This window comes from Terrimonas sp. (assembly GCF_003075435.1).
Lineage (GTDB): Bacteria > Bacteroidota > Bacteroidia > Chitinophagales > Chitinophagaceae > Agriterribacter.
Genome location: NZ_QCZJ01000003.1, coordinates 65,542 through 77,791, shown reverse-complemented (window position 1 = coordinate 77,791; position 12,250 = coordinate 65,542). Strand labels below are relative to the sequence as shown.

Annotated in this window: 14 protein-coding genes; 5 read left to right on the top strand and 9 right to left on the bottom strand. The window is 37.4% G+C overall.

All coding sequences use genetic code 11. From position 1 onward, the window contains the following. Positions 1 to 26: 26 nt before the first annotated feature. Positions 27 to 701 carry a response regulator transcription factor gene (locus tag DC498_RS04975; RefSeq protein WP_116873042.1) on the bottom strand — a complete coding sequence of 225 codons (675 nt, stop codon included), beginning with the start codon at positions 699 to 701 and terminating at the stop codon, positions 27 to 29. Positions 702 to 760: 59 nt separating this feature from the next. Continuing rightward, positions 761 to 1,426, bottom strand: a complete 666-nt coding sequence (locus tag DC498_RS04970; protein ID WP_116873041.1) for a response regulator transcription factor — start codon at positions 1,424 to 1,426, stop codon at positions 761 to 763. 743 nt (positions 1,427 to 2,169) lie between these two features. Between DC498_RS04970 and DC498_RS04965 the strand changes: the two genes are divergently transcribed. From DC498_RS04965 to DC498_RS04950, 4 genes are all read left to right on the top strand, one after another. Next, entirely contained in the window at positions 2,170 to 2,541 is a 372-nt protein-coding gene (locus DC498_RS04965) for a hypothetical protein (protein WP_116873040.1), read from the top strand. 314 nt (positions 2,542 to 2,855) lie between these two features. Then, positions 2,856 to 3,257: a hypothetical protein gene (locus tag DC498_RS04960; RefSeq protein WP_116873039.1), complete on the top strand. Its 402-nt coding sequence runs from the start codon at positions 2,856 to 2,858 to the stop codon at positions 3,255 to 3,257. A gap of 24 nt (positions 3,258 to 3,281) precedes the next feature. After that, on the top strand, positions 3,282 to 4,109 hold the full coding sequence (locus DC498_RS04955) for a sensor histidine kinase (RefSeq protein WP_116873038.1): 828 nt from the start codon (positions 3,282 to 3,284) through the stop codon (positions 4,107 to 4,109). Between the two features lie 26 nt (positions 4,110 to 4,135). Beyond that, positions 4,136 to 4,786 (top strand): response regulator transcription factor, encoded by a 651-nt coding sequence (locus DC498_RS04950; RefSeq protein ID WP_116873037.1) that lies wholly within the window; start codon positions 4,136 to 4,138, stop codon positions 4,784 to 4,786. Here DC498_RS04950 and DC498_RS04945 read toward each other — a convergent pair. From DC498_RS04945 to DC498_RS04915, 7 genes are all read right to left on the bottom strand, one after another. Beyond that, entirely contained in the window at positions 4,775 to 5,539 is a 765-nt protein-coding gene (locus DC498_RS04945; RefSeq protein ID WP_116873036.1) for a hypothetical protein, read from the bottom strand. The two genes, DC498_RS04950 and DC498_RS04945, sit on opposite strands and share 12 nt — an antisense overlap. Positions 5,540 to 5,572: 33 nt before the next feature. Further along, positions 5,573 to 5,929: a DUF4296 domain-containing protein gene (locus DC498_RS04940; RefSeq protein ID WP_116873035.1), complete on the bottom strand. Its 357-nt coding sequence runs from the start codon at positions 5,927 to 5,929 to the stop codon at positions 5,573 to 5,575. Beyond that, positions 5,926 to 6,849, bottom strand: coding sequence for a DUF4835 family protein (locus DC498_RS04935; protein ID WP_116873034.1), 924 nt, complete (start codon positions 6,847 to 6,849; stop codon positions 5,926 to 5,928). Before DC498_RS04935 ends, DC498_RS04940 begins: the two co-directional genes overlap by 4 nt. Next, positions 6,842 to 8,041 (bottom strand): bifunctional phosphopantothenoylcysteine decarboxylase/phosphopantothenate--cysteine ligase CoaBC, encoded by a 1,200-nt coding sequence (gene coaBC / locus DC498_RS04930; protein ID WP_116873033.1) that lies wholly within the window; start codon positions 8,039 to 8,041, stop codon positions 6,842 to 6,844. Before coaBC ends, DC498_RS04935 begins: the two co-directional genes overlap by 8 nt. A 100-nt stretch (positions 8,042 to 8,141) precedes the next feature. Then, a complete protein-coding gene (locus tag DC498_RS04925) occupies positions 8,142 to 8,486 on the bottom strand; it encodes a DNA-directed RNA polymerase subunit omega (RefSeq protein WP_116873032.1) in 345 nt (114 codons plus the stop codon). Further along, a complete protein-coding gene (locus DC498_RS04920; protein WP_240627854.1) occupies positions 8,483 to 9,286 on the bottom strand; it encodes an outer membrane protein assembly factor BamD in 804 nt (267 codons plus the stop codon). Before DC498_RS04920 ends, DC498_RS04925 begins: the two co-directional genes overlap by 4 nt. A gap of 150 nt (positions 9,287 to 9,436) precedes the next feature. Then, positions 9,437 to 11,101, bottom strand: coding sequence for an OmpA family protein (locus DC498_RS04915; protein WP_116873031.1), 1,665 nt, complete (start codon positions 11,099 to 11,101; stop codon positions 9,437 to 9,439). A gap of 177 nt (positions 11,102 to 11,278) precedes the next feature. Here DC498_RS04915 and DC498_RS04910 point away from each other — a divergent pair, with 177 nt between their 5' ends. Further along, entirely contained in the window at positions 11,279 to 12,241 is a 963-nt protein-coding gene (locus DC498_RS04910) for a polyprenyl synthetase family protein (protein WP_116873030.1), read from the top strand. Positions 12,242 to 12,250: the final 9 nt, after the last annotated feature.

Genomic DNA, 12,250 nt, shown 5'->3' with positions numbered 1-12,250 from the left:
ACTGATACTATTTAAGAAAAGTAAAATTACTTATTCTCGATGATACCTGCCTTAATAGCATACATAACAAGTCCGGCCATTGATTTGGCGCCGGTTTTTGATTTCAGCTTATCTCTTATAGCTTCAACCGTACGTGGGCTCAAATCAACCATATCAGCAATCTCTTTTGTGCTTTTTTCTTCACATATCAATCGCAGTATATGCTTTTCTTTGTCAGTTAATTTAACTTCTGTGTTTACAAAATTATCGTTGTTGCGTTTGGTACGCAATCCGTCAAGCAGCGCTTTATTGGTAAGATCGTTAAAGTAGTATTCGTTGGTATAGCAGGTTTTTATTGCATCATATATCACCTCTGAATCGGAGTTTTTGGTAAGATATGCATTTGCGCCCAGCTCCATCAATTTAGAGATCATAGAATGATCGTTATGCATGGTAAGCATAATAATACGGATATGCGGATACAGTTTTTTTATCTCAGGCAAACTGGTAATACCGTCCATAATCGGCATCTGTATATCAAGCAAAATCACATCTGGCTGTAAGTGCTTAAGCAGGTGAATAAGCTGCTGCCCGTTATCGGCTTCGCCAATAAGCCGAACATCCTTTTTTGAGCTAAGTGCTGTTTTTACTCCTGCGCGAAATAAAACATGGTCATCCGCAATAATTACTTTGATTGCATTTCCGGCATCCTGGATTTTCATTAATATGTCTTCTTTTCTTTCTAATTAGCGATTTAGGTGTGATTTTCATATTAGCATTCTTAATCTATCAGTCTGTTTCGCATACCATACATCACCAAACCTGCAATGGTCTTAGCTCCAACCTTCACTTTCATATTTTGCCTTACCGTTTCAATAGTTCTCGGGCTAAGGTAAACTTCTTTAGATATTTCCTCTGTAGTTTTATCATTGGCAATCAGGCGTAGTATTTTCAGTTCCTTTTCGTTGAACTTAACAGGGTTAGGATAGTATTGTCTTACCTGTTTCTTATGCTGCAATTTTAATAATACCGCTTTATTTACCAGGTCATTAAAATAAAAATCATCATTCATGCAGGTAAGAATAGCATTATAAATCTCTTCCGGGTCGGTTGTTTTGGTCAGGTACGCGTTTGCCCCCATTTCCATCATTTTGGAGATCATCTCCTGGTCATCATACATGGTTAACACAATTATCTTGATTTGCTCATATTCCTTCCTGATAAGAGAAATTGCGTTTACCCCATCCATTTCCGGCATACGGATATCCATTAATAATACATCAGGAAGCTTGATTTTCATTTTGTGCATTAAATCTTTGCCATTTTCAGCTTCCCAAATAATTTTCAGGTATTCCTTACCTCCCATTGCCATTTTTATTCCATCCCGGAAAATTTTGTGGTCATCGGCAATAGAAACCTTAATCTGGTAGTTGTTGGTTGCGGTCATGGATATTAAATTAATAGCTTTGGGTTATTAGTAGTTGATTATTATTAACTTAATTGCTTACAAACTTCGTAAATCAAAACAATTAAAACATAGTATTTATACTTAGTTAAAATACTGATTTTAAATTTAATTAAACTTCGCTAAACGTGTAAAAAAAACACATAAAACAGTATTTTCCGAATCCATAAAAAACAGCAAATTCCCGCTTGCAGAAAAATTTGCACAAATTTACCTTTGAAAACGAAGTTGATTGGCGGGATTCAGCAACCTCAGATAAATCCAATACCTGAAACCGTCCAATAATTTATTTCCAATATTTTTTGAAAAAACAAAGCAAAATCCTATGTCAATCAACTTTCATTTTAAAATTACTCACTCTATCTGCTCATAAAGTATTATCAATCTTCCGGATTCTAAATTATTTTACTACTTCACATATTAAATTAATTTTTAACACGTCAACACATAATCAGGCATTGTTAGCGCTTATTTTCCTATCTGTTTTGTAGACCTTTCAAGGAGTTACGTATTAAACCATAGTAAAAATACTATATTACAAAAGTAAATATACTTTATTTAAAAAAAACAATTTAATTATTAAGTTATTGAAAATAAATTATTTACAGTATTTTTTTCTACTTATTTTTTTTGTGTTTTCCCACCTCCTGTTGCCACTTTTATATTGAGGGTGCATATTTGATATATATCAATCCTTAATTTCTTAAACCACAAAAACTATAACTATGACAAAAAACAACAATTTGTTACAGGAAACCCCTGTATCACTCGAAAACATTGGGGAAAACATTGGATTTGAAAAAGGGGCTAAAATGGTGAAGGATTATTATGACCTTAACGGCGAAACCCATTGCCATTTTGTTGGCAAAAGCATTCTGGAGAAATTGCTTAATCAACCTGAATGCGTTGGTATAACCATTTACAAAGCGCTAAACGATAAAGGCGTTGACACTTATGTGTTTATTGGAGTTGACAGCAACGGAAAAGCTATTCTTGATTATACAGCGGTTAACTACCAGGGAGATCTGAAAAAAGAGTACGGAATCGTAGCCAACAGATTCTCAAAGAGGGAACAATGGTTTACCTGGAGTTTTTAATTTAGGGTTTTAGTAGTTATATTTGGTAAAACATCGAAATCATCGGTAGTATTTTACAAAATATAGCGGTATTATCCGATTTTTTACCCTTAGTCCTGTTTATATTTTTTTCAAAATCCAAAAAAAATTCAGGACTAAGGGTTATCTTTTTCTTACTCATCTACTATGTTTTCTTCAATCTTGTTATCAGCACGAACCAGCAATTACAGGATAAATACTTTTACCTTTTAGGCAGTGTTCATACTATTATTGAATTTACAATCCTTTCCTACTTTTTTTTCCATGTAATTGAATCCGGAAATTTTAAAAAGTTAATGTGGGGTATTACGGCAGTTGTTGGCGCCTACCTGGTTTTTTTCCTGATTACTGCTCCTCACGATGCTTTTGATTCCATTCCAACTGGTATTACATCGCTTACTTTATTAATTTATAGCATTTTTTATTTATTTGAGAGAATGAACGATCCGAGTTCTCTTTATTTATTTTCCTCACCGGTTTTCTGGATAGTTGTTGCGATCATAATATATTCAGCAGGGACCTTCTTTCCGTTTATTTATGCAAAGAATAATATGGAAGAAGCAGATTTTAAAAAAATTTATGATTTGATACATGATACACTTTATATTGTAAAAAACGTTATTTTTTCATTCGCAATTATGATTAAAACCAAACCCGAAAGAAAATACGCCGGCAAAACCATATCCAAAAAACGCTGAATTTTATAAACCCTGACGAAAACAATGATACTCCTACAAGTGCAGTCAACTACCCAACCTATTCTCCTGTTTGGTACCATGGGTATGCTTGCGCTTGCCATAGGGCTTATTGTATTCATTATTTTTCATCAACGGAGGGTTATAAGATACCAGTCGCAGTTGCAGGAAATGGAAGAAGAGCAACAAAAGATCTTGTTGAATGCCTCAATACGCTGGCAGGAGGAAGAACGGCAACGTATAGCTGCTGATTTGCATGATGATGCCGGACCCCTTCTTGCTACAGCCAGGCTGTATTTAAATGAAAACCTTGTACACCAGGATATTAACACACAGCTTCAAAGCATTTATAATGCAAAGCAAATTATTGACGATACCATACAACTGATCCGTAATATTTCTCATAGCCTTATGCCTCCTACCCTAAAGAATTTCGGATTAGAATCTGCGGTAAATGATCTTTTTCAAAAGATCAGCGGATCAGGTGTGGTAAATGCCAGTTCAAGGTTTCATGACTACAGGCAAAGATTGAGACCTGAACAAGAACTGCTGATATTCCGCGTTATACAGGAGTTGGTAAACAACATTCTGAAACACAGCGGATCCAGCTTTATTCACGTCACTCAAAATTATAATGAAGACAAATTCTTTATAAGATTGCACCATGACGGGAGAGGCATTACACAGGCTGACTTTGAAAGACTTAATAAGAGTGCTTTAGGGTTAGGACTTAAAAATATTCAAAGCCGCGCTAAAGTACTCCAGGCTAAGATTGAATTTGAAAGAGATCCGTCTGAAACATATTTTAAAGTAACATTAGAAGTGCCCATTGAAGATTATGAAATGAGTAATTAAAGGACTTAAAACCGAATAACCACTTTATGAGCATTATTAAAGTTGCTATTGCTGATGATCATAAAATATTCCGCAAAGGTGTAATTCTGTCATTGCGCCCTTACACCAATATTAAATTTGTGTTAGAAGCCGAGAATGGAGAGGAATTGCTCAATGGGCTAACTGCTGCTGAGCCGGATGTAGTTTTGATGGATTTACGTATGCCCGTAAAGGATGGCATTGAAGCAACAAAAACAATCAGCAAGGACTTTCCCAAGATTCACGTGATTGTTTTAACAATGTATGAAGACGAACGGTTTGTTTCTCACCTGATGGAAAATGGGGCCAACGGATATTTACTTAAAAGCGCTGATCCTTCGGAAATTAAAAAAGCGATTGTTGAAGTAGTAACCAAGGGCTATTACCTTAATAATTTTGTAAATAAGGTTTTACTCAAGAAATCTCATGCACGTACTAAAACCATTCCATCGCTGAATAGCGAAATTGTTGTGAGCGATAAAGAACGCGAGGTATTACGTTTATTATGCATGGAATTTACTGCAACTGAAATTGCCCAAAAAATGGACATCAGCCCGCGAACGGTTGAAGCTATTAAAGACAGGCTGATGGCAAGATTTAACGTAAAAAATACAGCGGGGCTTGTTTTTTTTGCAGTTCGCAACAACTTAATTGATTGATCTTCCTTCAGCCTTTAAATATTCTTCTATTACATTTTTTACGTCAATCTGTTGCCAGCTATAATCTATCCTGTTTGCAAACACAGGGTTTATTTCATTCATAGCCATATAACACTGGTGCATTAATGTTTCTATTGTTTTCACTCCTTCCAATGTTAATCCTGCATCCAATATGGAATTATCTTCTTTGGCTGTCGCGTCATCTTTCATATCATCCATATCATCTGTAAGCAGGTAAAATGTCATCAATGCATGCCAGGCATCAATCATTTTCTTTTTGGTATCATTATCAAAATCGAAAAAGCATAATGTAAATAAATAACTGTCTACCCTGTTAAGCGCTTTTAAAGGCAGTCCGAAATCTATGCCGTTAATAGCATTGGTTCCCGCAAAATATTGTTTAAGCTCGTTGAGCAACTGATCATTTTTTCCATAGGCGGCAGCAATCTCCACACACTCGTTGATATGCGCTTCACGACCTGTTTTTTCAAATTCCTCTTTACCGATACTATGCATAATGGCTTCTATGAAACGGGCATGCTCCTCGCTAAGTAATGCTTGTTTAGGTAAGCCCAGCCTATATTGCAGATCAACATAGGTAGGAATAAAAAGATACCCGGGCATTGGAGTTATATACAAATACCTGCCTTTCCAATACAGGTTGTTCTCCGGAATTTTCCTGTCAATAAAGAATTGGCCGATCTCCATATCAATCCCGTAAAAAAGCTTTAAATCATCTTTGCTTGCAAACATATTTCCAGGTTTCTTCCTTATTAGGAAATTTCTTTAAGAATTTGGCATACGATAAAGATCTTCCCGCCGCCGCTGTGCTTTGGCGTTTAAAGAATCTATCACAATTTTATATGCTCCCGGATGGGCTTTATAATAGTCGTAGCTATCTTTAAATTGCTGCTCCGTTATTTCATACAGCAAATATATTTTCTGATATTCTTTGCTCAGTTCAGCTTTTTTATCTTTTGATGAGTCTTTGGCAACATATATACTCACAAACTCTTCTGCCACATTCATATCAAATATCACACTGCCCATTTTATCAGAAGCAATAATATCACTGCCTGATTTACTTTTAACGCAAGCGCTTAGCAAAAACAAACAAAACACAAACATTAAATGTACTTTCATTTCAACTCCTGTTTATAACGTTCCGCGTTGGTAATATCTAATCTTTGCAGTAGTTCAGAGGCCCTAACCCGCTCCTGAGGCGGAGATTTCTTAAATACTTTCGCCAGCTCATCATTCTTTCCTAAAAAAAAGAATTGCACTCCAAATAAATTGGGATTATCAGCATTAAGTGTATTAAGGTTATTCAGGCTGTTCAGCATTTGCTGCCTGCCCTGGTTTTCATCTTCATACATTTTATCCATTCCAAGCCTGTAATATGCATAATAGGTATCATGTAATAATGTATACTTGCTATTATTAAAATTTTCTGCAAGCCAATACCTGTTACGTTGTCCGTCAAAAGCTTTCCACCCTGTTATATTACGCCCGTCGGGTGCATTGGTAACAATACTCTGCGCCTTTCTAAAAAACTGGTCGCCGCCACGGGGAGAAAAAGAATCATAATCCAATCCAAGTATCAGGTATACATAATAAGCAAAAATGGCCGTAAGATTTGATGCAGCGGGATCTGTGCCCATTACATTGTTTTCGTTAAACTCTACCTGCTGAAACTCCACATATTTAAAGGTTACATCATTATCCTGGTAATTTAATATTGGAGAAACATACGCGCTGTTATAAACAGGCCTGCCCGACTGCACAGTTAACACAGCCGCATATACATTGGATTCTACATCCTTTGTAAGGGTTAAAAGGAAATTACAGGTAATTTTTTCCTGTTGCTGGTAATTATCATTCGTCCACTTCCTGTTATTCAAAAAATTGGTAAGCGCCGTTTGTAAGGTTTGAAATGCCTTTTTATCTACAGTACTTTTAATTTGAGATGCTATTACGGTTACTTTGGCATTCAACTCCTGCCCTGCCGCAAAAAAACAGCAGTTACAGCAGCACACTATAACCAGTATTATTATTTTACGCATGATGGTATTGGATTATGCAATCAACAATATCTTTAGCTACTGCTTCTTTACTTTTTACATCAAATTTTTTCTCTTCGCCATTTTTAAAGTAAATGGTCACTTTATTAGTGTCTTTACTAAATCCGGCATCTTTATCGCGCAAAGAATTAAGTACGATCATATCAGCATTTTTTTGCTGCATTTTCTGACGGGCATTAGCCTCTTCATTATTCGTTTCTAATGCAAAACCAACCAGCACCTGGTCTTCACGTTTTTTTTCACCAAGACTTTTTAAAATATCTTTTGTTTTTTTTAACTCCAGCAACAGATTTTCATCTTTCTTTTTAATCTTTTCGTTTGCCACGGTAACCGGTGTATAATCTGCTACCGCCGCCGACATAACTGCAAAGTTCACATCTTCAAACGAATTAACACACGCATCATACATTTCCCGGGCACTGTTTACACGTACTACCTTTACCCCACTATTAAAATTAAACGATATATTGCCCGGACCGAGCACTAAGGTTACTTCTGCCCCCCTGCCTGCAAGATCATTAGCAATCGCTACTCCCATTTTACCGCTTGAGTGATTGCCAATGAACCTGACAGGATCTATATGCTCATAGGTTGGGCCTGCAGTAACCAGGACCTTTTTTCCCGCCAATACCTGCCTGTCCTTAAAATAATCTTCCAGGTATGTTATAATTGTATCAGGCTCAGCCATTCTTCCCGGCCCTACCAAACCGCTGGCTAATTCGCCCTTTTCAACCGGTAAAACAATATTGCCATATGAACCTAAAAGCGAAATGTTCTTTTGAGTAGCAGGATGCAGCCACATATCTTCATCCATTGCAGGTGCAATCATAACCGGGCAGGTAGCTGAAAGGTATACTGAAAGAAGCAGATTATCGCAAAGCCCGTTTGCCATTTTTGCTATTGTATTACAACTGACCGGCGCAATAAGCATAATATCAGCCCACCTGCCAAGCATTACGTGGTTTGCCCAGGAATCTTCTTTAAAAATATCAATCAACACTTCATTTTTTGATAGTGTTGAAATGGTAAGCGGAGAAACAAAATCTTTTGCTGAAGGCGTCATTATTACTTTTACGTCAGCTCCTTTCTTAACCAACCCTCTTATTACAAGAATGGCTTTATAAGCTGCGATGCTTCCGGTGATGCCCAATAAAATTTTTTTTCCTTTCAGCATTGAATTTGAATGATTGTAGCTTAGGATAAGATAGCCTAAAAATACAAAAGCGGCAATTGATAATTGCCGCGAAAAATATAAAGATTATATTAAAATAGTATTAGCTGAAAAGATCATTATCATTCTTCCTGAAAAAGATCTTATCATCAAAAAACTCCTGGGTAGCTAAAAGTGCCGGATTCGGCATTTTTTCATATGCTTTTGAAATTTCTATCTGCTCCTTGTTTTCATGAATCTCTTCCAGGCTATCAGTATGGCTGGCAAACTCTTCCAGTTTATTATGCAGCTCTTCCTTAAGTGCTATATTGATCTGGTTTGCACGCTTTCCAATTATAGAGATTGATTCGTACAAATTTCCGGTTTTAGCCTTAATATCAACTACATTCTTGGTTTCCACTACGTTAGCGGTTGTATTAGTACCCCATTGTTTTCTTAATCTGCTCATTGGGAGATGGTTTTTATGTTATTTTGAGACAAAGTTAAATAACGTTCGGCGTCTTTCAATAGTTTACTTTCAGGAAATCTATCCTGGAAATCCTGCACCTCGTCAATTACCTGCTGGTAACGTTCAGGCTGTTTATCAAAAACGCTTAAAGTTGCAAAACGATAATAAGATTTAACAACCCAAAGCTTAAATTCATCTGCATTAGGGGCGTCGGGATAACTATTCAGTAAGGTTGCAAAAGACACTGCTGCTGCACGGTAATGCCCGAGGTTATAATAAAGCTCTGCACTCTTATAATCCTTGGTAATCAATTTATTATAACATTGGGAGATTATTTCCTGCGCCTCTTTATTTCGCTCGGAACCGGGATGCGTATTTATAAATGTCTGCATTTGCCCCATCGCCTTCACTGTATTTGTCTGGTCAAGCTCCGGCTTTGGTGACTGCTTGTAAAAACAATAGGCATGCATATAATCAACTTCCTCAGCTTTTGCACTATTGGGAAAGTACTCCAGAAAATTCTTGAACAGGTTTTCAGCAGAAAGGTAATCTTTCATATAATAGGCACAATAGGCAAAATTATAATGAATGGCTTCAAACTTATTTGAGCCCTTAAAAACCGGGAATAAGTCTTCGTACAACTGCTGGGCAAGCCTGTATTTCTTTTTTACAAAATACTGGTCTGCCATACGAAGCTTGTATTCATAGTCTTTGCTTTTCATCACTTTAGAAAACTTAGAGCATGATGAAAACACAACAGAAAAGCCGATAAATAACGCTAAAATCTTAAATACTCTCATAAAAAGGCGGGCAAAAATAGTTTTTTTAGAACAGATTACTAGAAAATAAAAGTAATCTTATCATTTTTAGCAAGACGTTAAGGTATTGATAAAAAAACAGACCCGTTTTTTACGAGTCTGCTTCTTATTTATCTACTGATTACCAGTGTATTAATTTCTTCTTCTCAGGTTTGGATGCGGAGCAGGTACCGTATTTGGACCTTCATCTCCCAGTTCTGCAGCTCTTAAATCTACAGTATTGCAATCTCCACCGGTTTCGCCATATTTAAAGATCAGGCGATCTGAACTAATACCTTGTTTTTCAACCAGGTAATTAATTACAGTATTTACACGATCCCAGCTTAGCTGCTGTGAAGATTTAGAAGGTTCGCAGGTATAACTGGTAACCACTATGCGGCAATTCGGGTTTTGACGCAATCTGTCAGCTACATTAGCAAGAACTGCTTCAGCATCTTTGCTAACTTTAAATGCTTTTGCATTGAAAGAAATACTTGGTAAATCACCAATTCCACAATCACTTGCTCCACCTTTTTTCATCATAAACCCGTCAAAGCAAGATTCATCGGGGCATGGGCATTTACCTACGCCATCAGCATCAACAGGCTGGCAGGTTGTTGGCGTAATCAGTTCTTTGTCCTTATAATCAGGTACGCCGTCACCATCTGTATCCCTGCTCACCCCATGGCTGTCAACAGGAGCACTTGCAGGAGTATTAGGCTCCATATCAAATTGGTCAGGAACACCATCTCCATCAGCATCATCCAATACCGGTTTGGGTATTTTCATATGCTTTGGAGAATTTAACTCGCTGTAAGCGTAATCAAGCGGGTTTATCCACCATAAAGGCTGTACTGATCTTGAACCAATATTTATATTCAGACCAATGCTTGCCATATTGTAAACATCATAATCCGGGCTTAATACACGACCGCCGCCTGGCACAGTTACATTCTGCCAACGTACACCATCCAGTAAGTCATCCTTTACTATAGTCAATCTGTCTTCAATAGCCAGGTTCAGCCTGTCGCTCAACTTAAACGCGATACCAGCTCCCACAGTTCTTGAAAATCTTAATGTATTACCAAACAGCTTAGCTCTTGCATTACCGTCATTTTCTGCATCTACATTATAGCTGCCTGCATCAAGGATATTTCTCACATCCTTAATAGTTTGGCGGCGCTCTTTATAATCATTATGCGGGGAAACATTATTGAAGTTATATAAAGCTCCGCCGCCTGAAGTAACGTTTGTTTTGGTGTCATAAACTGTAGCGCCTACACCAAACAGCGCATAAAAAAGTAAGCCGTTTTTAGACTTATGGAAGCGAATATTATTTAAAGTTAAAACACCCTGTAAAGAAAGGTCCTGAACCTTTGATTTATAGTTATCAAACACATAATTGGTTCCCGGAACATATCCCGCGTCAAGCCAGGGCTGTGCATAACCTGCTGTTCTTTGTTTCCAGTTAATACCGCTGGCCATGCCATATATGTATTCAGCGCGCAAAGAGAAGAGGTATCCCAGCGCCTTTCTAACATGCACACCAAATCCCGGAGTAGGGAAATGAGAAGGCACATCACCAAAAATATTAAATGTTCCTACTTTTAAACCAACTTCCCACTGATTTCTTGGCTTTGCCGGAAAATTGTACTGATTGTTTAAAAATTCGTTATGCTGAGCTAACCTTGAAGAAGGAATCAATGAAGAATCCCGCCAATCATAACTACCAGAGGTTGTTGAAGTTTCCTGGGCAAACAAGCAAGTGTTAAGCAGAGCAAAAAAACCTACCAATAAAAAAAACCTTTTAGCTGCCATAGTTTTGTAGATAATGTGTGATAAATCAGAGTTTTCATGGGAAGGATACGCAAAAGTATCGAATGACGGGTAAATACCAAATTTTTTAAAAATATAAATTACACTGCTAATTTGCAGCCGTTTGTGGATAATTATATATTATAATAGCGTTGTTTCGCTACATTTTTTTGAAGTAAAATGAATTTAGCCAGAAAGTTAACAGCAGAAGAGCTCAGTATTTTTGAGACGAAATTCAAGGCATATGTCAAAAGTAATGTTCCTCTTCTGGACAGGATAATGCAATATATTGTAAAGAGGAAAGGGAAGCAACTCCGTCCCATGTTTGTATTGCTTTCGGCTAAGCTCTGCGGTGGCGTGAATGATGCCACATACAGGGCAGCCTCGCTGGTGGAGTTACTGCATACCGCCAGCCTTGTTCACGATGATGTAGTGGATGAATCATATGAAAGGCGTGGCTTTTTTTCCACCTATGCTTTATGGAAATCAAAGGTATCGGTATTGGTAGGCGATTATCTTTTGAGCAAAGGGTTATTGCTTTCTCTTGATGGAGGTGATTACAGGATATTACATATACTCTCGGAAGCAGTTCGGAAAATGAGTGAAGGAGAATTGCTTCAAATTGAAAAAGCACGCGGGTTGAACCTGAATGAAGCTATTTATTTTGAGATCATCAAAACCAAAACCGCTTCCCTCCTGGCTTCGGCCTGCTCTGCGGGCGCATATTCTGCTTCCCAGAACGAAGCGTTGGCTGAAAAATTCAGACAGTTTGGCGAATATGCCGGCGTTGCCTTTCAAATTAAAGATGACCTGTTTGATTATGGCAGTGATGCCATCGGAAAACCTACCGGCAATGATATCAAAGAAAAAAAGCTTACGCTTCCTTTAATATATACGCTTAATAAAGTAGCGCCTTCCAAACGCCGGGAGCTCATTTATATCATCAAAAATCAAAACAAGAATAAGGAAAAGGTAAACTATGTAATAGAGCAGGTTAAGCTGGCGGGCGGCATCAGTTACGGGCTTGAAAAAATGACAGCATATAAAAACAAAGCTATTCAGCTCTTGCACGAATTTCCTCCTTCCGAAAATCGCGATGCATTGGAAGAATTGGTAAATTACACAACCGACAGAAAACTTTAATATACAGAA